The organism is Aureimonas sp. AU4 (genome assembly GCF_001463765.1).
GTDB lineage: Bacteria > Pseudomonadota > Alphaproteobacteria > Rhizobiales > Rhizobiaceae > Aureimonas.
Window position 1 is genome coordinate 1 of record NZ_BBWK01000006.1, and the last position, 20,587, is coordinate 20,587.

20 protein-coding genes and 1 pseudogene are annotated in these 20,587 nt (G+C 70.1%); 14 read left to right on the forward strand and 7 right to left on the reverse strand.

All coding sequences use genetic code 11. The features are described from left to right. From AUL35_RS02580 to AUL35_RS02600, 5 genes and pseudogenes are all read right to left on the reverse strand, one after another. Positions 1-313, reverse strand: a pseudogene (locus tag AUL35_RS02580) (signal recognition particle-docking protein FtsY); the annotation flags it as partial. A gap of 149 nt (positions 314-462) precedes the next feature. Continuing rightward, positions 463-735: a hypothetical protein gene (locus tag AUL35_RS02585; protein ID WP_062011719.1), complete on the reverse strand. Its 273-nt coding sequence runs from the start codon at positions 733-735 to the stop codon at positions 463-465. A gap of 4 nt (positions 736-739) precedes the next feature. Next, positions 740-2,032, reverse strand: coding sequence for a tRNA (N(6)-L-threonylcarbamoyladenosine(37)-C(2))-methylthiotransferase MtaB (gene mtaB / locus AUL35_RS02590; protein ID WP_244493648.1), 1,293 nt, complete (start codon positions 2,030-2,032; stop codon positions 740-742). After that, the gene (gene dapF / locus AUL35_RS02595) at positions 2,029-2,904 is read right to left on the reverse strand and encodes a diaminopimelate epimerase (RefSeq protein ID WP_062011723.1); all 876 of its coding nucleotides are present in this window, start codon (positions 2,902-2,904) and stop codon (positions 2,029-2,031) included. The genes mtaB and dapF overlap by 4 nt, the downstream gene beginning before the upstream one ends. An 82-nt stretch (positions 2,905-2,986) precedes the next feature. Further along, positions 2,987-3,733 (reverse strand): sulfite exporter TauE/SafE family protein, encoded by a 747-nt coding sequence (locus AUL35_RS02600; RefSeq protein ID WP_062011725.1) that lies wholly within the window; start codon positions 3,731-3,733, stop codon positions 2,987-2,989. Between the two features lie 194 nt (positions 3,734-3,927). Here AUL35_RS02600 and rplS point away from each other — a divergent pair, with 194 nt between their 5' ends. From rplS to leuC, 6 genes are all read left to right on the forward strand, one after another. Continuing rightward, complete coding sequence (gene rplS, locus AUL35_RS02605) at positions 3,928-4,398, forward strand: 50S ribosomal protein L19 (protein WP_062011727.1); 471 nt, start codon at positions 3,928-3,930, stop codon at positions 4,396-4,398. 92 nt (positions 4,399-4,490) lie between these two features. Then, positions 4,491-5,312, forward strand: coding sequence for a bifunctional 2-polyprenyl-6-hydroxyphenol methylase/3-demethylubiquinol 3-O-methyltransferase UbiG (locus AUL35_RS02610; protein WP_062011729.1), 822 nt, complete (start codon positions 4,491-4,493; stop codon positions 5,310-5,312). 124 nt (positions 5,313-5,436) lie between these two features. Further along, positions 5,437-6,477, forward strand: coding sequence for a bile acid:sodium symporter family protein (locus AUL35_RS02615; protein WP_062011731.1), 1,041 nt, complete (start codon positions 5,437-5,439; stop codon positions 6,475-6,477). Positions 6,478-6,574: 97 nt separating this feature from the next. Beyond that, the gene (locus AUL35_RS02620; protein WP_062011733.1) at positions 6,575-7,378 is read left to right on the forward strand and encodes a transporter substrate-binding domain-containing protein; all 804 of its coding nucleotides are present in this window, start codon (positions 6,575-6,577) and stop codon (positions 7,376-7,378) included. A gap of 4 nt (positions 7,379-7,382) precedes the next feature. Beyond that, positions 7,383-8,207 (forward strand): amino acid ABC transporter permease, encoded by an 825-nt coding sequence (locus AUL35_RS02625; protein ID WP_062011734.1) that lies wholly within the window; start codon positions 7,383-7,385, stop codon positions 8,205-8,207. A 265-nt stretch (positions 8,208-8,472) separates the two neighbouring features. Continuing rightward, positions 8,473-9,891: a 3-isopropylmalate dehydratase large subunit gene (gene leuC, locus AUL35_RS02630; RefSeq protein WP_062011736.1), complete on the forward strand. Its 1,419-nt coding sequence runs from the start codon at positions 8,473-8,475 to the stop codon at positions 9,889-9,891. Between the two features lie 22 nt (positions 9,892-9,913). Here the strand turns inward: leuC and AUL35_RS02635 are convergent, their stop codons facing one another. Next, on the reverse strand, positions 9,914-11,095 hold the full coding sequence (locus AUL35_RS02635; RefSeq protein WP_062011738.1) for a diguanylate cyclase: 1,182 nt from the start codon (positions 11,093-11,095) through the stop codon (positions 9,914-9,916). 120 nt (positions 11,096-11,215) lie between these two features. On the opposite strand from AUL35_RS02635, the gene AUL35_RS02640 reads away from it, so the two are divergent. From AUL35_RS02640 to dps, 7 genes are all read left to right on the forward strand, one after another. Continuing rightward, positions 11,216-11,686: a GNAT family N-acetyltransferase gene (locus tag AUL35_RS02640; protein ID WP_062012046.1), complete on the forward strand. Its 471-nt coding sequence runs from the start codon at positions 11,216-11,218 to the stop codon at positions 11,684-11,686. Between the two features lie 211 nt (positions 11,687-11,897). Continuing rightward, positions 11,898-12,260 carry a succinate dehydrogenase, cytochrome b556 subunit gene (gene sdhC / locus AUL35_RS02645; protein ID WP_062012048.1) on the forward strand — a complete coding sequence of 121 codons (363 nt, stop codon included), beginning with the start codon at positions 11,898-11,900 and terminating at the stop codon, positions 12,258-12,260. A gap of 11 nt (positions 12,261-12,271) precedes the next feature. Beyond that, positions 12,272-12,649 (forward strand): succinate dehydrogenase, hydrophobic membrane anchor protein, encoded by a 378-nt coding sequence (gene sdhD / locus AUL35_RS02650; RefSeq protein WP_062011740.1) that lies wholly within the window; start codon positions 12,272-12,274, stop codon positions 12,647-12,649. 2 nt (positions 12,650-12,651) lie between these two features. Beyond that, complete coding sequence (gene sdhA, locus AUL35_RS02655; RefSeq protein WP_062011742.1) at positions 12,652-14,490, forward strand: succinate dehydrogenase flavoprotein subunit; 1,839 nt, start codon at positions 12,652-12,654, stop codon at positions 14,488-14,490. Positions 14,491-14,646: 156 nt separating this feature from the next. Further along, positions 14,647-15,822, forward strand: coding sequence for an App1 family protein (locus tag AUL35_RS02660; RefSeq protein ID WP_062011744.1), 1,176 nt, complete (start codon positions 14,647-14,649; stop codon positions 15,820-15,822). Between the two features lie 134 nt (positions 15,823-15,956). After that, positions 15,957-16,736, forward strand: a complete 780-nt coding sequence (locus tag AUL35_RS02665) for a succinate dehydrogenase iron-sulfur subunit (RefSeq protein ID WP_062011746.1) — start codon at positions 15,957-15,959, stop codon at positions 16,734-16,736. Between the two features lie 111 nt (positions 16,737-16,847). Further along, complete coding sequence (gene dps, locus AUL35_RS02670) at positions 16,848-17,351, forward strand: DNA starvation/stationary phase protection protein Dps (protein WP_062012050.1); 504 nt, start codon at positions 16,848-16,850, stop codon at positions 17,349-17,351. A gap of 74 nt (positions 17,352-17,425) precedes the next feature. On the opposite strand, the gene fsa is transcribed toward dps, so the two are convergent. Continuing rightward, positions 17,426-18,079: a fructose-6-phosphate aldolase gene (gene fsa / locus AUL35_RS02675; RefSeq protein WP_062011748.1), complete on the reverse strand. Its 654-nt coding sequence runs from the start codon at positions 18,077-18,079 to the stop codon at positions 17,426-17,428. A 248-nt stretch (positions 18,080-18,327) separates the two neighbouring features. Between fsa and AUL35_RS02680 the strand changes: the two genes are divergently transcribed. Next, the gene (locus AUL35_RS02680) at positions 18,328-20,532 is read left to right on the forward strand and encodes a primosomal protein N' (protein ID WP_244493649.1); all 2,205 of its coding nucleotides are present in this window, start codon (positions 18,328-18,330) and stop codon (positions 20,530-20,532) included. Positions 20,533-20,587: the final 55 nt, after the last annotated feature.

A 20,587-nucleotide genomic window follows, 5' to 3' on the forward strand; every position in this document is an offset into this window, starting at 1 on the left:
GGATCGGGGCAAGGCCCGGTATCCCGTCGAGCGGGCCACCCGCCACGGGCGACAGCGCGACGTCGACGCGGTCCGGCGCATCCGAGCCCGGCGCGGACGGGGCCGCCTGCGGCTCCTCAGGAGGCAGCGGCGCGTCGAGCCAGGCGAACTCGTCGTGGTCGGCTCGCGCGGGGGCCGCTGCCGGTTCGGGCTCGGGTTCGATCGCGACGCCGCCGTCGTTCTCGGCCAGCGTGCGCTCGACCTCGGTCTGCGCGGGCAGCGCGGGCGCCGCCTCGTCGGCGGGGAAGCCGTCGAAGGCCGGGGCGTCGCCCACCGGCCGGTCGTCGGCCTCGCGCTCGGGCGAAAGGCCCGGCTCGTCGAGCCAGGAGAAGTCGCCGGCCGGCTCGGCATCGGGCGGAAGCGGCTCGTCGAGAAACGCGGTGGAATCGCCCCCGTCGGAGGGCTCGACAGAGGCGACTTCCCCTAGTTCAGAGTTTTTTTTTCCGTCGTGTCGCTCGGCGACCGGGGAGCGAGCGGCGTGATGCCGCCGGTGACGGGCGCGGAGGCGTCGGCGCCCGCCTCGGCGTCGGCATTGGTGGCGGCCGCCGCCGGCTGGTGGATCTCGGGGTCGAGGGCGCCGTCGCGCTTGGCGGTCGTGTCGTTGACGCGCGGCAGGTCGCTTCCGGGCGACACGCGCTCCTCCTCCTTCGCCCCGAAGGAGAAGATGCGGCGGAAGAAGCCCTTTTGTTCGCTCATGACGTCAAGGTCCGATCAGGGGGCCGGAAGCGGCCGAGAGGGGCGCGGCGCGAAGCTCGCCGCCGCTTTGAAGGCTCAAGGTAGCGTCCACGACCGTCCCGGGGAGCCCGGCGGCGATCTGGACGCTGGTGAAGTCGGGGCAGCGCCCGCGCCCGCCGCGCTCGACGAGCACCGGCCGACAGGCGCCGTCGAGGCTGGCCGCGTGGCGCCACTCGGCCGCCGCGCCGAGCGCGCGCAGCCGCGCAGCCCGCTCGCGAATCGCCGGCCCCGGCACCGGAGGCATCCGCGCGGCCGGCGTACCGGGCCGCGCCGAATAGGGAAAGACGTGAAGTCGCGTCAGGCCCGCTTCCGTGACGAAGCGCTCGGTCGCCTCGGCCATCGCCTCGGTCTCGGTCGGGAAGCCCGCGATGAGATCGGCGCCGATCACGATCTCGGGACGCTTGGCCAGAACGTCGCGGCAGAAGCGCAGCGCGTCGTCGCGCGTGTGCCGCCGCTTCATGCGCTTCAGCACCATGTCGTCGCCGGACTGCAGCGAGAGGTGGAGGTGGGGCATCACGCGCGGCTCGCCGCAGATCAGCTCCACGAGAAGCGGATCGGCCTCGATCTGGTCGATCGAGGAGAGGCGCAGACGGGGAAGCTCCGGCACGAGGCGCAGGATCTGCCCGACGAGGGCGCCGAGCTTCGGCGCGCCCGGCAGGTCGGCGCCCCAGCTCGTCAGGTCGACGCCGGTCAGGACGATCTCGGGCGTGCCGCCCTCAGCGATGCGGCGCGCCTGACGCACGATCTCGCCTGCCGGCACCGAGCGCGAGGGTCCCCGGCCGAAGGGAATGATGCAGAAGGTGCAGCGATGGTCGCAGCCGTTCTGGATCTGGAGAATGGCGCGCGCCCGGTTTTCGATTGCCTCGACCATGTGGCCGGCGGTCTCGCGGACGCTCGCCAGATCGTCGATGCGCAACTTCTCGCTCGCGCCGAAGTCCGAGAGCCTTGCCCAGGTCTCGGCCCGCAGCTTGGCCTCGTTGCCCACCACGGCGTCGACCTCGGGCATGGCGGCGAAGCTCGCCCCTTCCGTCTGTGCCGCGCAGCCCGTCACGACGAGCCGCGCCTCGGGGTGCAGGCGACGCAGTCGGCGCACGCTCTGGCGCGCCTGTCGTACGGCCTCGGCCGTGACCGCGCAGGTGTTCACGACCACCAGCGGCTCGGCGGATGCGCCTTGCGCGGCGCGGCGGATGACCTCGCCTTCCAGCGTGTTCAAGCGGCAGCCGAAGTCGTGGACCTCGACGGGGGCGCTCTCGCTCATGCCGGCGCGTCGCGCGTGAAGGCGCCGGTCAGGGGATCGAGCCGGCCGGACCATTCCCATTGGGCGGGGCCGGTCATCAGGACGTGGTCGTCCTCGGTGCGCCAGTCGATCCGGAGATCGCCGCCCGGCACCGTGACGGTCAGCGCCCGCTCGGTGCGCCGCGTGCGGGCGGCCGAGACGGCGGCCGCGCAGGCCGCCGTGCCGCAGGCGAGCGTGAGGCCAGCGCCGCGCTCCCAGGTGCGGATGCGAAGATGCGTGCGGCTCAGCACCTGCGCGAGCGTGATGTTGGCACGGTCGGGAAAGATCGGATGGTTCTCGAGGATCGGCCCGAAGCGCTCCAGCGCGTGGGCGTCGACGTCGTCGACCCAGAACACGGCGTGCGGGTTGCCCATCGAGACGGCGGAGGGCGAGTGAAGCACCGGCGCGTCGATCGGCCCGATCTGGAGCTCGATGGCGCGCGTGTCGTGGAACGGCTCGGCAAGCGGAATGTCGGCCCAGCCGAAGCGTGGGCCTCCCATGTCCACCGTGACGAGCCCGTCGGGGCGCTCGCGCGCCTCCACGATGCCGCCGCGCGTCTCGAACACGAAGTCGGACAGGCCCGTCTCGGAGCTGAGCGCCTGCACGACGCAGCGCGTGCCGTTGCCGCAGGCGCCCGCCTCCGACCCGTCGCTGTTGAGGATGCGCACATGGGCAAAGGTGCCCTCGATGCGCGGATCGTGGATCGCCATGATCTGGTCGAAGCGCGTGGCGGGGTCGGCGTCGAGCGCCCGCGCGGCGTCGGGCGTGATGCGGTCCGCGCGCCCGCGCAGGTCCGCCACCAGGATCTGGTTGCCGAGCCCGTTCATGCGGGCGAAGGGGACGTCTGTGCTCATGGGCCGGCCGTAGGAGAAGGGTCAGAGCGCATATGGCAAAGCGGGGCGCCGGATGCCAGCGATCTCAGGCGCCGCCGTTGCGCTAGAAATAGTAGACCGCGAGCGCGAGGCCCACCGCGATCACCACGAGGCGGACGGCGGTCTGCGGCACGCGACGGGCGATCCAGACGCCGGCATAGCCGCCGAGCGCCACGCCCGGCGCCATCGCCAGAACCTCCGCCCAGGCGACGACGCCGCCCGACACGAAGACGAAGATCGCGACCAGCGCGATCACGGTCGCCAGAAGGTTCTTGAGCGCGTTGAGGCGATGGTAGTCGCCACCCTGCGTCAGGCCCAGCGTCGCCAGCATCATGATGCCCATGCCCGCCCCGAAGAAGCCGCCGTAGACGGCGGTCGGGAACTGCAGGAGGCCGGGCGCCACCCCCTTGCTTTGCATCGCCTCCGCCGCGTGGCGGGGCTTGGGCTTCAGCCACGGGCCGGCGGCAAACAGCGCGGTGGCGGCCGCCAACAGCCAGGGCACGAGCGACTGGAAGCGCGGGTTGTCGAGCGACAGGAGAAGCAGCGCGCCCCCGAACGAGCCGAGGATCGAGGCGGCACAGAGCACGAGCGCCCCGCGTCCCATGCGCCGGATGTCGCTCCAGTAGGCGAGGGTCGAGGTGATGTAGCCCGGCAACTGCACGACCGAGGAGGTGGCGTTGGCCGAGATCGGCGGAACGCCCGCGAGCGTCATCGCGCCGAAGGTCAGGAAGGTGCCGCCGCCCGCCACCGCGTTGATCGCGCCGCCGAGGAAGCCGGCCAGGAACAGGAGGATCGCGATCGATGGGGTCATGGAAGCCGTGGCCGAGGACGGGGCGGGACCCGCCCTTACGCGATGGAGAGGGGCAGCGAAAGCGAGGCCCGCGCGCCGTCTCGACAAGCCATGGGGATGCGTGTAAGGGAGCCGCCTCGAACCTCAAAACAACTTGACCGTGACTCACGGCCATGACCGGCCCCGCCGGCATGCAACGAACCGAGGCTGACGCCATGGACATCATCGCCGAACTCAATGCGCAGGAAGAAGCGCGCATCGCGGCCATCCGCACGCTGCCGACCTTCTCGCCCGGCGACACGCTGCGCGTGAACGTGCGCGTCACGGAAGGCACGCGCACCCGCGTCCAGGCCTACGAGGGCGTCTGCATCGCGCGCTCGGGCGGCGGCATCCAGGAGAACTTCACGGTTCGCAAGATCAGCTACGGCGAGGGCGTCGAGCGCGTGTTCCCGGTCTACTCGCCGATGCTGGAGTCGGTCGAGGTCGTGCGCCGCGGCCGCGTGCGCCGCGCCAAGCTCTACTACCTGCGCGACCGTCGCGGTAAGTCGGCCCGTATCGTCGAGGCGACCAACGCCCGCTCGCGCAAGCTCAACGACGACGCCCGCCAGGTGGCCGCCGAGGAGCGCGCCAAGGCCGACGCCGCCAAGGACGCCGCGAAGGCTGCGGCCAAGGAAGCCGCCGAGTAAGGTCGGCGACGACATCGTCCTGCAACGCGGGACCGTGATGACGAGGCGTTCCGAGAGATCGGGACGCCTTTTTCGTTTCAGGGAGACCGCGAATGGACCGCTACAGCCAAGCCAACCTCCTGAACTGGAACGAGCGCGCCGCGCTGCATTCCACCGATACGACCGGGTCCTACCGGATCGCGCAGGTCCTGGCCGGCGGCTCGTCGCTGCACGAGATCGAGGAGCGCGAGATCGGCGACATAGCCGGCCTCGATGCCGTCCATCTCCAGTGCCACATCGGGCTCGATACATTATCGCTGAAGCACCTGGGCGCGCGCTCGGTCGCCGGGCTCGACTTCTCGCCGGTCGCGATCGCGGCGGCCGATGATTTCGCACGGCACGCCGGGACGAGCGCCCGCTTCGTGGTGGGCCGCGTTGAAGAGGCGCCGGACCTCCTGGGGCGCGGGAGCTTCGATCTCGCCTTCGTGACCTGGGGCGCGATCAACTGGCTTGCCGACATCCGTCTATGGGCGCGCACCGTCGCCGCGCTTCTGCGGCCGGGCGGTCGTCTCTACCTGCTCGAGGGTCACCCGCAGATGAACCAGTGCGAGCTGCAGGGGGGACGGCTGGCCTTCGAGTTCCCTCATGCGGGCGCAACGGACGAGCCGCTCGCCTTCGACGAGGCGCAGACCTACACGGGCGACGAGCGCTCGCTTTCGGCGACGCGCAACTACGAGTGGATCCATCCTCTCGGCTCGGTGGTCGGCGCGGTCCTGGAGGCGGGCCTGCGGCTCGACTTCCTCCGCGAGCACGACCGCATCGCCTGGCGGGCCTTCGAGGGCATGATCGAGGACGGTGTCGATCTCTTTCGCCTGCCGCCGGGCATCGCGGCCCCGCCGCTCGCCTTCTCGATCGGCGCGACCCGCCCGGGCTAGCGATCCGCTGCGCGCGGGTCTGCCCATCGCCCGATGACAAGGCTCGCGGGTGGTCAAGGGCGCCCGGGAGGTATATCCCCCCAACCGTACCCGTCAGTCTCGCGAACCATCCGGCCGCTTTCCCATGTCGATCCGCTCCGCCATCAACCGCCTTCCCGTCGACCGCTTTCTTCTGATGATGATCGCGACGATCGCGCTCGCCGCCTTTCTTCCCGCGCGCGGGCAGGTCGCGGAGGCCTTCGACTGGGTTGTGTTCGGGGCGATCGCGCTCCTCTTCTTCCTCTACGGCGCGCGCATCTCGCCGCAGGCGGTCTGGGCGGGCCTTCTCCATTGGCGGCTGCAGGGGCTCGTCTTCCTGTCGACCTTTCTCCTGTTTCCGCTGATCGGCCTCGTCGCCGCGCCGATCGCCGATGCCGTTCTGCCAGCCGAGCTCGCCTTCGGCATTCTGTTCGTCACGCTCCTGCCCTCGACCGTGCAGTCGTCCATCGCCTTCACCTCGATCGCGGGCGGCAACGTTCCGGCGGCGCTCACCAGCGCCTCGGTCTCGAACCTTCTCGGCGTCCTCGTGACCCCGGCGCTGGTGCTCCTCCTCGCCCATGCGCAGGGCGGCGGCTTCTCGTTCGACGCCATCACCAAGATCGCCGTCCAGATCCTCGTGCCCTTCGCGCTCGGCCAGCTCTTCCGCCCGCTGATCGGCGGCTGGCTCGGCCGCCACAAGAAGCTGACGCAGGTCGTGGACCGGGGCTCGATCCTGCTCGTGGTCTACGCCGCCTTCAGCGAGGGCATGGTGGCGGGCGTCTGGTCGCAGCTCGAGTTCGGCGACCTTGCGACCGTCGTCGCCTTCGACATCGTGATCCTCGCGATCGTGCTGGCCTTCACCACGGCCGCCGCGCGCATCTTCGGCTTCTCCAAGCCGGACGAGATCGCGATCGTCTTCTGCGGCTCCAAGAAGTCGATGGCGACCGGCATTCCCATGGCCGGCATCCTGTTTCCCGGCCACGCGCTGGCGCTGATCGTGCTGCCGCTCATGCTGTTCCACCAGATCCAGCTTTTCGCCTGCGCGACGCTCGCACAGCGCTATTCGCGCCAGACCGCCGCGGTGCCCGAGACCACGGCCGCCGAGGCGATGAACAAGGAGCAGGAGGCGGTGGGCCTGAAGGTCTGAGGCAGGGCCCCGCAAACGGCGATCCATGCCTTGGCAAGCCGCCGTCCGGCGTGAGACGCTCGCCCATCTCCCATCCTCGCAGGAACGCCCCCGTCCCATGAATCGCCGCCAGACGCTCCGCCTCGCGCTCGCGCTGCCCCTTGCCGCCATGGCCGGCGCGGCCTTCGCGCAGGCGCCGCTGCCCGATCTCGGCGGGCGCGAGGTGCGGATCGTCACCGAGAACGCCTATCCGCCGCTCCAGTTCGTGGACCCGTCGAGCGGGCAGGCGATCGGCTGGGAGTACGACGCGGTGGCCGAACTGGCCAGGCGCCTCAACTTCAGGCCGGCCTACGGCAACTCCTCCTGGGACGCGATGATCGGGGCCGTGTCGGCCGGTCAGTTCGACATGGGCATGACCGGCATCACGATCCGCGACGACCGGCGCGAGAAGGTGGACTTCTCCGATCCCTACATGCGCTCGCAGATGGTCATGCTGGTGCGGGGCGACGAGACGCGCTTTCAGGACGCCGCCTCGTTCAAGGCCTTCGAGGGCGGGCTGGTCGGCGCGCAGGCGGGCACCACGCCCTTCTACACGGCGGTCTACGAGGTGCTCGACGGCAACGAGCAGAACCCGCGCATCAAGCTCTTCGAGACCTTCGGCGCGCAGGTCCAGGCCCTGCGCTCGGGCGACGTCGATCTCGTGCTGACCGACGGGACGGCGGGCGAGGGCTATGTTCGCATGTCGGACGGGGCGCTGAAGGTCGTCGGCCAGCCGCTCGGCACCGAGGACTTCGGCTTCACCTTCCCCAAGGGCTCGGATCTCGTCGCGCCCCTCAACGCGGGCATCGCCGCCCTGAAGAGCGACGGGACGCTCGCCGCGCTGACGAAGAAGTGGTTCCTCGACTACAAGCTCGGCCAGTAGCGGCTTGACCCCGTCTCCCGCCGGGCGCGCCGCCCGGGGCTTCGGCGCGCCGGACTTTCCCTGGTGGCTGGTGGCGCTCGCCGCCCTCGCGCTCGGCGTGGCGCTCGCCATCGCGTTCGACCCGGCCTACCGCCAGATCCTTTCCATCCTCTCGGCCGGCGTCGTCACGACGGTCCTCGTGACCGCCATGGCCTTCGCGGGGGCGCTGGCGCTCGGCCTTCTGGTGGCTCTCGCCGGGCGCTCGCGCAGCCGCATCGCCCGCAATGCGGCGCGTTTCTATGTGGAGGTCATCCGGGGCGTTCCGGTGCTGGTGCTCCTGTTCTGGATCGCGTTTGCCGCCATGCCGCTTCTCGTCTCGGCCTGGAACGGGATCGCCGCCCCGTTGCGGGTGATCGGGCTCGCGGGCGAGCTCCAGGTGCGCGACGTGTCGCTTCTCGCGCGCGCGGTGATCGCGCTGGTGGTCGCCTATTCCGCCTTCGTGGCCGAGATCGTGCGTGCCGGCATCGAGGCGGTGCCGCAGGGTCAGGTCGAGGCGGCCGAGGCGCTCGGCCTCAGCCGCTGGCAGCGCATGCGCCATGTCGTCCTGCCCCAGGCGATCCGCACCGTCCTGCCGCCGCTCGGAAACGACCTCGTCGCGATGGTCAAGGACTCCTCGCTGGTCTCCGTGCTCGGCGTCGCCGACATCACGCAGATGGGCAAGGTCTTCGCGGCGGGCTCCTTCCGCTTCATGGAGACCTATTCGGTGGTCGCCTACCTCTACCTCCTGATGACGGTGACGCTGTCGCTGGGCGTGCGCGCCCTGGAGAGACGTCTGCGGGCGAGGCGCTGAGGCCCAGACCGTTGCCAAGCCCGGCGGGCGGGCGTATTTTGGAACCATGCCAAGCGCCAGACAGCCTTGCCTGCTGCCGACCACGCTGGGGTTCTCCCCGGTGGAGGACCGCGCGCGCATGCCAGGCCGCTTCTTCTACCGGCAGATCTCGCGCGTCCACCTTCCGCGCTGACGACACCGGCGCCCAGCGGCGTCCGCTTCTTGCCTCCCGTCTGTCCCGTCCCCGTGCTCCGAGCCGGCGACGCTTGTTTCCGCAGGATCGTCCATGACCGATAACGCCAAGCCGCGTACCCTCTACGACAAGATCTGGGACGACCACGTCGTCTCGGTGGGCGACGGGGGAGAGAGCCTCCTCTACATCGACCGCCACCTCGTCCACGAGGTGACGAGCCCGCAGGCCTTCGAGGGTCTGCGCGTCGCCGGCCGGCGCCTGCGCTCGCCGGAGCGCACGCTGGCGGTGGTGGACCACAACGTGCCGACCTACGACCGGCGCGGCGGCATCCACAACGAGGAGAGCCGCATCCAGGTCGAGGCGCTCGCGAGGAACGCGGCCGAGTTCGGCGTCGAGTACTTCAACGAGGTGGACCGCCGCCAGGGCATCGTCCACATCATCGGACCCGAGCAGGGCTTCACGCTGCCGGGCATGACGATCGTGTGCGGCGACAGCCACACCTCGACCCACGGCGCCTTCGGCGCGCTCGCCCACGGCATCGGCACCTCGGAGGTCGAGCACGTGCTCGCCACCCAGACGCTGATCCAGCAGAAGGCCAAGAACATGCTCGTCCAGGTCGACGGGCAGCTGCCGCCGGGCGTCACCGCCAAGGACATCATCCTGGCCATCATCGGCGAGATCGGCACGGCGGGCGGCACGGGCTACGTGATCGAATACGCCGGCGAGGCGATCCGCGCCCTCTCGATGGAGGGGCGCATGACGATCTGCAACATGTCGATCGAGGGCGGCGCGCGGGCCGGCATCATCGCGCCCGACGACACGACCTTCCGCTACATCGAGGACAAGCCGCGCGCGCCCAAGGGCGAGGCCTACGACATGGCGGTGCGCTACTGGCGCACGCTCCAGACCGACGAGGGCGCCCATTTCGACAAGGTCGTGCGGCTCGACGCGGCGAACCTGCCGCCCATCGTCTCCTGGGGCTCGAGCCCGGAGGACGTCGTCTCGGTGGACGGCGTCGTGCCCGACCCGGACGCCATTCCCGACGAGGCCAAGCGCCAGACCAAGCGCCGCGCGCTGGACTACATGGGCCTGGAGCCGGGAATCAGGATCACCGACCTTGCGGTCGACCGCGTCTTCATCGGCTCCTGCACCAACGGGCGCATCGAGGATCTGCGCGCGGTCGCCGAGGTGGTGGAAGGGCGCAAGGTCGCCGACGGCGTGTCGGCCATGATCGTGCCGGGCTCGGGCCTCGTGAAGGCGCAGGCCGAGGCCGAGGGGCTCGACAAGGTGTTCCTCGAGGCGGGCTTCGACTGGCGCGAGCCGGGCTGTTCCATGTGCCTCGGAATGAACGAGGACCGGCTGAAGCCCTTCGAGCGCTGCGCCTCGACCTCGAACCGCAACTTCGAGGGCCGGCAGGGCTTCAAGGGGCGCACCCACCTCGTCTCGCCCGCCATGGCGGCGGCGGCGGCCGTGGAGGGGCGCTTCGTCGACATCCGCACCTGGCGGCGCTGATCGTGCCGGCGCGGGCGCGGCCTCAGGCCACCCGCGCCGAACGCCGGTGTGCCGCGTCGGTGGACACGTCGCGAAGGGTCGAGACGACCCGGTTCCGGCCCGACGCCTTGGCGACATAGAGATGCCGGTCGGCGCGATGGATCGCGTCGGCCAGCCGCTCGCCTTCCAGGATCTCCACGACGCCGACGCTCGCGGTCAGGGTCTGGTCCGCGAGCGGCTCGGGCCAGCGCGTCATCTCGATCGAGCGGCGCAGCCGCTCGGCCAGCGCCGTCGCCTCGCCGAGCGGCGTGTTGAAGCACAGAACCGCGAACTCCTCGCCGCCGAGGCGCGCGGCCACCATGCGCTCGCCAATCGAGCAGCGCAGGATTTCCGCCAGTCCCGCCAGCACGCCGTCGCCCGCCGCGTGCCCGAAGCGGTCGTTGACGCCCTTGAAGTGGTCGAGGTCGATCACGACCACCGCGTCGCGCGTTTCGCCCAGGAGCCGGACCGTTCCCGCCACCGCCTCCTCCAGGCCGCGTCGGTTGAGGAGCCCCGTCAGCGGGTCGCTCGCCGCATCGCGCGACAGCTTCGACACGAGGTCGAGACCTTCCGCCAGAAGGAGCGTGACCGCGAACGCGCTGCCGAGCAGCGTCGAGGCGAGCTGCAGCGCGAAGGCGGCGTCCGAGGTGCGCCAGGAGGCGAAGGTCAGCGCGCCGCGCGGCGTCACCGCGATCGAGACGGCGAGCAGCCCCATGGTGAGGGCGCTGAGCGCCATCAGGAGGAACAGGGCGATGTCGACGCCGTGCCGTCCGACGCGCCCGTCCACCCGCGTCGCGGCGAAGAGGAGAAGCAGGCCGCAGGCCAGATGGCTGACGAGGAGCTCGCCCCACACGCCGAGCGGGCCGAGAAGCGCGAGCGCCACCACGCCGAGCGCGGCGACGCAGAAGACGGCAAGGCCGAGCCCGTGGGCGGGCCGGCCGTAGCGCCGCGCCACCGCCACCGTCAGGAGGGCCGTTCCCGAGATGTAGAGCCCGTCGCCGGTCAGGGCCTTGGCGACGGGATGCTCGGGCATCTGTGGGATGTCGAGCGCGAAGGCGAGCGCCAGGACGCCGTATCCGGCGGCCGCGTGGGCCGCCGTTCCGACCCGGCGGTAGATGAAGGCGAAGAGGAGCGAAAACCCGCCCAGAACAAGCGGAACCGTCCAGGCCAGGATGTCGGCTTGCATGAAGTCCTGTTGCTTGGGATTCGGCGACACCACCCTGGCGATAAAGCTTGCGCTACGTCAAGATGCGGGAGCGGTCGGCCGGATCTTGACGACCGGAGGCATGGGGGGCAGATGGCCCGCATGAGCCTCCCCCCAGCCGCGCCCGACATCCAGATCGAGAAGCTTCGCCTGCGCGATGCGCACGATCTCGCGCCGCTTCTGTCGGCCTACAACCAGGCGATGTTCCGGGGCGCGCCCGGCGCGCCCGACGCCTTCTACGCCGAGCAGCTCCTGCAGGACCGCACCGGCGAGGTGCTGGGCGCCCGCCTCGACGGCGCCCTAGTCGGCTTCCTCCTGTTCTACGACCTGCCCGATCCCTGGACCGGAATGCGGTCGGGGCTCGCCGACCACGTCTACGTGGAGCCGGCCCATCGGCGGAAGGGTATCGCCAAGGCGATGGTCGACCTTCTGGCCGACGAGGGCGACGCGCGGGGATGGTCGCGCCTCGTGCTCCACGCGCCGCGTCACGGCGGCTCCGGCCGCCACCTCTACGAGAAGGTGGCCGAGCCGGCGGATTGGTCGAGCTACGTGATCCGTTTCGGCGACCGCTAGCGGGCGCCGGTCGGCTGCGACCTTCTCGTCTTTCAATCGGTTTGGCCCGGGATGGCCGCCGTTTCGCAGCCGCGAACGCTTGATTTCGGGGCTGGGAGGGTCTTTTAGAAGCATTCCGGCCGCAGGCCGCATCGCCCGATCCGCCCAAGCCTTCGCAGGAGCGCCCAGCTTGTCCGACGCCAAGACCGTTCGCGGAGCCGCCGCCCGGCCCATGTCGCCGCATCTGACGGTGTACCGCTTCCGCCCCACGATGGCGATGTCGATCCTGCACCGCATCACGGGCAGCGCGCTCTATGTCGGCACGATCCTGGTGGTCTGGTGGCTGGTAGCGGCCGCGAGCGGACCGGAGGCCTTCAGCTGGGCATCTTGGTTCTTCAACTCGATCCTCGGCCGCCTCGTTCTCTTCGCCTATTCCTGGACGCTCCTTCACCACATGGCCGGCGGCATCCGGCACCTCGTCTGGGACACGGGCGCGGGCCTCTCCAAGGAGGCCTCCACCAAGTTCGCCGTGGGCACGCTCGTCGCCTCGCTGGTCGGCACGGTCCTTCTCTGGCTCCTCGTCATCGTACTGTAAGGAAGACACCCATGGACATGAGAACGCCGCTCGGCCGCGTCCGGGGTCTGGGATCGGCCCGCGAGGGCACGGGACACTTCTGGCTGCAGCGCCTCACCGCCGTCGCCAACCTCTTCCTGATCTCGTTCTTCCTGGTGCTCCTGATCGCGCTGCACGACGAGCCCTACGAGGTCGTCCGCAACTCGTTCCGCAACCCGTTCGTCGGACTTTTGACCGCACTTGTCGTGGTGTCGGCCGCCGTCCACATGCGCCTGGGAATGCAGACCATCATCGAGGACTACTTCCACGGCGCCGCCCGCGTGCCGCTCGTCATCCTCAACACCTTCTTCGCGATCCTCGTCGCCGCGCTCAGCGTCTTCGCGATCGTCCAGATGAGCCTCGGAGCCTGACCATGGCCACCGCCCAGCCCCACCGCACCGCCGCCCCCGCCGCCAACGGACGCGCCTACAGCTTCGTCGACCACACGTTCGACGTCGTGGTGGTGGGCGCCGGGGGCGCGGGCCTGCGCGCCACGCTCGGCGCGGCACAGGCCGGCCTCAAGACCGCCTGCATCACCAAGGTCTTCCCGACCCGCTCGCACACCGTGGCGGCGCAAGGCGGCGTCGCCGCTTCGCTCGGCAACATGGGCAAGGACGACTGGCGCTGGCACATGTACGACACCGTGAAGGGGTCGGACTGGCTGGGCGACCAGGACGCCATCGAGTATCTCGTGCGCAACGCGCCGGCCGCCGTCTACGAACTGGAGCACTTCGGCGTGCCCTTCTCGCGCACCGAGGACGGCAAGATCTACCAGCGCCCCTTCGGCGGCATGACCACCGACTTCGGCAACGGCCCGGCCGCCCAGCGCACCTGCGCGGCCGCCGACCGCACCGGCCACGCGATCCTCCACACGCTCTACGGCCAGTCGCTGCGCCACGCCTCGGAGTTCTTCATCGAATACTTCGCGATCGACCTCATCATGGACGAGGAGGGCGCCTGCCGCGGCGTCGTCGCCCTGTGCATGGACGACGGCTCGATCCACCGCTTCCGCGCCAAGAAGACGATCCTCGCCACCGGCGGCTACGGGCGCGCCTACTTCTCGGCGACCTCGGCCCATACCTGCACGGGCGACGGCAACGCCATGGTGCTGCGCGCAGGCCTGCCGCTGCAGGACATGGAGTTCGTCCAGTTCCACCCGACCGGCATCTACGGCGCGGGCTGCCTGATCACGGAAGGGGCGCGCGGCGAGGGCGGCTACCTCACGAATTCGGAAGGGGAGCGCTTCATGGAGCGCTACGCCCCGTCCGCCAAGGACCTGGCTTCCCGCGACGTCGTCTCGCGCTCCATGACCATGGAGATCAGCGAAGGCCGGGGCGTGGGCAAGAACAAGGACCACATCTTCCTGCACCTCGACCATCTCGACCCGAAGATCCTGCACGAGCGCCTGCCGGGCATCTCGGAGTCGGCGCGCATCTTCGCGGGCGTCGACGTGACCAAGGAGCCGATCCCGGTCCTGCCGACCGTCCACTACAACATGGGCGGCATCCCGACGAACTACCACGGCGAGGTGCTGACCAAGAAGAACGGCGACCCGGACTCCGTGGTGCCGGGCCTGATGGCGGTGGGCGAGGCGGCCTGCGTGTCGGTCCACGGCGCGAACCGTCTCGGCTCGAACTCGCTGATCGATCTCGTGGTCTTCGGGCGCGCGGCGGCGCTGCGCTGCGCCGAGACGGTCTCGGCCGGCGAGAGCCAGGCGCCGCTTCCCGCCAACGCCGGCGACAACTCTCTCGCGCGCCTCGACCGCTTCCGCCACGCCTCCGGCGGCACGCCCACGGCCGAGCTTCGCGACCGCATGCAGCGCACGATGCAGTCGAACTGCGCCGTGTTCCGCACCGGCGACATCCTGGAAGAGGGCCATCGCAAGATCCACGAGGTCTGGCAGGGTTCGGAGGACATCCGCGTCACCGACCGCTCGCTGATCTGGAACACGGACCTCATCGAGTCGCTGGAATACGACAACCTGATCGGTCAGGCCGTGGTGACCATGGACTCGGCGCGCGCTCGCACCGAGTCGCGCGGCGCCCATGCCCGCGAGGACTTCCCGGACCGCAACGACCGCGACTGGATGAAGCACACGCTCTCGTTCTGCGACACGGCCGCCAAGACCGTGACGCTGGAGGACCGCCCGGTCCACACCTACACGATGTCGAACGAGATCGAGTACATCGAGCCCAAGAAGCGCGTGTACTGACGGCCACCAGACCGCGCAGACGGCGGCGCACTGGCGCCTGGTGGATCAGGAGGGCTCCCGACGGTTCGGGAGCCCTTTTTCGTGTCCACACGGTCCTCGTCCGGACGGGTCGCCCGGTATGTCGCTTCGCAGGGAATGCCTTTCCGGACGCGTGGCTTGTGCTATCTCGCAAGCGTCATGATCCTGGATGCGTCGCGCGCGCTCGGCCGCTCACTTCTCCGGCGCTCCCGCGCTTTTCGCTTCGCCGTCAAGCAGCGGCTGGGTCTTGCCGACCAGCCGACGCTCAAGGTCTATCCCGGTTATGTCGCGGACGGCCGGCTGCACCTTCTCGGCCGCGTCCTGGAGGACGAGGGCGTCTTCGACGTGCCTCATTCCAACTCGGTCTGGCGCAACCTCTGGCGCACCTTCAAGCGCTACGAGACCGACGAGATCGGCGGCGCCGTCCTGTCGTTCCGAGGGGCGGGCGTCTCGGGCACGGTGCGCTCCAAGCTCGACGGCTACTTCCGCATCGAGGCGCCGTGGCCGGGCGAGGGGCCCTGGGCCGACGTCGACGTGACGCTGGAACACGCCAAGGGATACAGCTTCGAGCCGGTCACGACGCTGGGCCGCGCGCGCCTGGTCTCGCCCCGGGCCCGCTTCGGCGTCATCTCCGACATCGACGACACGATCATCCACACCGGCGCCTTCAAGATGCTGCGCCACTGGCGCATCGCCACCGCCAACTCGCCCGAGGCGCGCCTGCCCTTTCCGGGCGTGCCGCGCTTCTACCGGGCCTTGTGCGAGGGCGCGGACGGGCCGGAAACGAACCCGGTCTTCTACGTCTCCTCCAGTCCGTGGAATCTGGCCGACATCTACGAGCGCTTCCTGCTCCTGCGCGGCATTCCGGTCGGGCCGATGTTCCTGCGCTCGCTCTCGGACGACGCGGTGGGCTGGCTCCTGCGGCGCCATCGCGGCCACAAGGACGGGATGATCGACCGGGTGATGTCGGCGTACCCTGGCCTGCCCTTCGTCCTGATCGGCGATTCCGGGCAGAAGGACGCGAGCGTCTATGCCGCCGCCGTGGAGCGCCATCCCGGGCGCGTCCTCGCCGTCCACCTCCATGACGTGCGCCCGGCCGCGATGCGCGACGGGCGGGTGGAATTGGAGCTGCGGCGCATCGAGGCGAACGGGGTTCCGACGACCCTGAGCGACACGCTGGCGCGTGCCGCCGAACATGCCGAGGCGGCGGGGCTGATCTCGCCCGGCACACGCGCGGCGGTCGAGGCGGAGATCGCGGACGAGGTCGGCAAGCCCGAACGCTTCGGCCGCTTTCCAGTGATCGTCCAGCCCTGACCCGGGTTCCACCGGGTGGCGTTCGCCCGCCTCAATCGATTTGAGCCGGGGCTGCGACCTCGCGCGTGTTGCGCCGCGTCGTGAGGTATGTTTAGCCCCATTCCAAAGAACGGCTTACCCGAAAGCAGGCAACCATGGTCGAACTCACCCTTCCCAAGAACTCGGTGATCGGCAAGGGCAAGACCTGGCCCAAGCCCGAGGGCGCCAAGAACGTCCGCGAGTTCGGCATCTACCGCTGGTCGCCCGACGACGACGCCAACCCCGTGGTGGACACGTTCTACGTCGACACCGACGATTGCGGCCCGATGGTCCTCGACGGCCTGCTCTGGATCAAGAACAACGTCGACTCGACGCTGACGCTGCGCCGCTCCTGCCGCGAGGGCATCTGCGGCTCCTGCGCCATGAACATCGACGGCTCCAACACGCTCGCCTGCACCAAGGGCATGGACGAGGTGAAGGGCGCGGTGCGCGTCTACCCGCTGCCGCACATGCCGGTGGTCAAGGACCTCGTGCCCGACCTTTCCGTGCCCTATGCGCAGCTGCGCTCGATCGAGCCCTGGCTGAAGACCGAGACGCCCGAGCCCGAGAAGGAGTGGCGCCAGAGCCATGCCGACCGCGAGAAGCTCGACGGGCTCTACGAGTGCATCCTGTGCTTCTGCTGCCAGACCTCGTGCCCGAGCTACTGGTGGAACGGCGACCGTTATCTCGGCCCGGCCGTCCTGCTCCAGGCCTATCGCTGGCTGATCGACAGCCGAGACGAGGCGACCGGCGACCGCCTCGACCAGCTCGAGGACCCGTTCCGCCTCTACCGCTGCCACACGATCATGAACTGCACGCAGGCCTGCCCCAAGGGCCTCAACCCGGCCAAGGCCATCGCCGAGATCAAGAAGATGATGGTCGAGCGCCGCGTCTGACGGCTGTGGACGACGGAGCGTCGCGCGGAACCCATCGCGCGCGGCGCGGTTGATGCGGCGATGCGGGAGGCCTGGTGCCTCCCGAACGCTGTCTTCGACCAGGAGGCCCCGATGGCCAAGAATCCCAAGCCCTTCCTGCACCCCACCAAGAACACCATGAACGAGAACCTGCGGGCCTCCATGGTGGAGCTTCTGCAGAAGCATCTCGGCACCGCGATCGACCTCTCCTACGCGGCCAAGCAGGCCCACTGGAACGTCAAGGGCTTCAACTTCATCGCCGTGCACAAGCTCTTCGACGAGCTGCACGAGCAGGCCGAGGAATATGTCGACCTCATCGCCGAGCGCCTGACGGGCCTTGGCGGCCAGGCGCGCGGCACCGTTCAGGCGGCAACCGAGATCTCGGTCCTCGAGCCCTATCCCCTGGATCTCGTCGACAGCGACGGCCACCTGAAGCGCCTCGCCGACAACTACGCCAAGTGGTCGACGGCGGTGCGCGAGGGCATCTCCGAGGCCGACGAGGCGGGCGACGACCTGACCGCCGATCTCCTGACCGAGGTGGGCCGGGGTCTTTCGACCTCGCTCTACTTCCTGGAAAGCCACTTCCAACACGCCTGAGACGGTGCGCCGCGCATGAAAAAGGGGCGTCCCTCGTGGGACGCCCCTTTTTTGATTCCGTCTCGGACTTCGCCTTACGCGATGGTCTGGCCGGTCTTTTCCCAGTCGGCGACGAAGGCTTTGAGGCCGTTGTCGGTGAGGGGGTGCTTGACCAGGGCCTTGAGCGTCGCGGGCGGCACGGTCGCGACATCGGCGCCGAGCAGGGCTGCCTCGCGCACGTGGTTGGCCGTGCGGATCGAGGCCGCCAGGATCTGCGTCTCGAAGTCGTAGTTGTCGTAGATGCGACGGATGTCGGCGATCAACTCCATGCCGTCGATGTTGGTGTCGTCGAGGCGGCCGACGAAGGGCGAGATATAGGTCGCGCCGGCCTTGGCCGCGAGCAGCGCCTGGTTCGCCGAGAAGCAGAGCGTGACGTTGGTCTTGAGACCCTGCTCGGTGAACTTTTTGCAGGCCTTCAGGCCGTCCAGCGTCAGCGGCAGCTTGATGACGATGTTGGGCGCGATCTCGGACAGGATCTTGCCCTCGCGCATCATGCCGTCGAATTCGATCGAGGCGACCTCGCCCGACACCGGGCCGTCGGTGACGTCGCAGATCTCCTTCAGGAGTTCCTTGATCGGGCGGTTGGCCTTGAGCACCAGCGAGGGGTTGGTGGTGACGCCATCGATGAGCCCGGCCTCCTGCAGCTCGCGAATCTCGGCGACGTCGGCGGTATCGACAAAGAATTTCATGCGATGGCTCCTCGGATCGAAGGGTGGAACGGCGCCAGGCGGGCCGAGGGTCGGTCGTGACTCGGTCCGCCGCCTGCCAAGCGTCCATGGGCCTTCTGATAGGTCGCCGGCGGGCGCGAAACAAGACGCGGACGCCTCGTCCGCCTGATGCAAAGGGCACCGATGGCCCTTCCATCGGGCCCCCGGAGCGACGATATGAGGGCCAGGCCCACCAGCCCGACACCCTGTTTCCGCACGACGCCGACGCCTTGCCCGACACCCGCCCGACCGAAACGCTGTTCGGCACCCTGGAGGAACGGGTGGTGCCGGTGCTCGTGCCGCTGCCGGCCGAGCGGCCCTATTCCTACCGCGTGCCGGAGGGGATGGACGTCGAGCCCGGCACCATCGTGCAGGTGCCGCTGGGGCCGCGGCAGGTGGCGGGCGTCGTATGGGACGCGCCGACCGATCCGGTGGACCCGCGCAAGCTGCGGTCGATCACCCGTCGCTTCGATTGCCCGCCGCTCAGCCCAGCCACGCGCCGCTTCGTGGACTGGGTGGCGGACTACACGCTGTCGCCGCCGGGGCTCGTCGCGCGCATGGTGCTGCGCGCGCCCGCCGCCTTCGATCCCGAGCCCGCTGCCGAGGGGTTGCGGCTGACCGATGCTCGGCCCGACCGCCCGACGCCGGCGCGCGCGCGCCTGATCGAGACCGCCGCCCATCCCGGCGAGTGGACGCGCGGCGGGCTCGCGCGCGCGGCCGGCGTGTCGCTTTCGGTGGTGGACGGGCTGGTGCGGCAGGGCGTGCTGGAGCCGGTCTGGCTGCCGTCCCATCCGGTCGTCGCGCCGCCCGATACGGGCGCTGCGCGCGCGGCCCTCAACGCCGAACAGGGCGCGGTCGCGGAGCGGCTCGCGGAACGCATCGGCCAAGGCTTCTCGGTGAGCCTTCTCGAGGGCGTCACGGGCTCCGGCAAGACCGAGGTCTATTTCGAGGCCGTCGCGCGGGCGCTCGATGCGGGCGGGCAGGTCCTGATCCTCCTGCCCGAGATCGCTCTGACCCAGAGCTTCATCGACCGCTTCCACCAGCGCTTCGGCGCCGAGCCCGCGCAGTGGCACTCGGATGTCGCGCCCCGCACGCGCGAGCGCGTCTGGCGGCAGGTGGCGGAAGGGCGCGTGCGCGTGGTCGCGGGCGCCCGCTCGGCGCTGTTCCTTCCCTTCTCGAATCTCCAGCTCATCGTCGTCGACGAGGAGCACGACCCTGCCTACAAGCAGGAGGACCGCACCTTCTACCACGCGCGCGACATGGCGGTGGTGCGTGGGCAGATCGGCGCGGCGCCCGTGGTGCTGGCTTCCGCCACGCCCTCGCTGGAAAGCCGCGTCAACGCGGAAGCCGGACGCTACACGCGCCATCTCCTGGCCAGCCGCTTCGCGGACGCCGTCCTGCCCCGGCTCGAGCTTGTCGACATGCGGCGCCATCCGCCGGCCCGTGGGCGCTTCGTCTCGCCGGTGCTGCTGACGGCGATCGAGGAGACGGTGGCGCGAGGCGAGCAGGCGCTTCTCTTCCTCAACCGGCGCGGCTACGCGCCGCTCACGCTCTGCCGCGTCTGCGGCCACCGCTTCGGCTGCCCGCAATGCTCGAGCTGGCTGGTGGAACACCGCCTGCGCGGCACACTCCAGTGCCACCATTGCGGCCATGCCGAGCGGCGGCCCGAAGCCTGCCCGGAATGCGGGACGCTGGATCACCTCGTGCCCTGCGGCCCCGGCGTCGAGCGTCTGGCCGAGGAGATGGTCGAGGCCTTTCCCGACGCGCGCACGATTCTCCTCTCCTCCGACCTGCCGGGCGGCGCGCGGCGCCTGCGCCAGGAGCTCGATGCGGTCGCCGACGGCGAGGCCGACATCGTGATCGGCACGCAGCTCGTCGCCAAGGGGCACCACTTCCCGCTGATGACCCTGGTCGGCGCGGTGGACGCCGACCTCGGGCTCGCCAACGGCGATCCGCGCGCGGCCGAGCGGACCTTCCAGCTTCTTCATCAGGTGACAGGCCGCGCGGGCCGCACAGGTCTGAAGAGCCGGGGGCTCATTCAGACCTTCGCGCCCGAGCATCCGGTGATGCAGGCGATTCAGGCGGGCGAGCCGGAAGCCTTCTACCGGCGCGAGTCGCTGGAGCGCGAGCGCGCGGGACTGCCACCGTTCGGGCGGCTGGCGGCGATCATCGTCTCGGCCGACACGCGGCGCGAGGCAGAGGAACATGGGCGCGAGCTGCGCCGCGCCGCGCCCGAGGACGATGACCTCGAGGTGCTCGGCCCCGCCGAGGCGCCGCTGGCGCTCCTGCGCGGGCGCCACCGCTTCCGCCTTCTCGTTCAGGGACCCCGGCGGGCCCCGCTCCAGGCCTATCTGCGCGAGATGACCGCCCGCGCGCCCCGGCCGCGCGGCTCGGTGCATGTGCAGATCGACATCGACCCGCAGAGCTTCCTGTGATGCGACTGGCCGCTCGCACGATTTCGTGACACAGGCTTGGCGCTCCGGCAGGAGC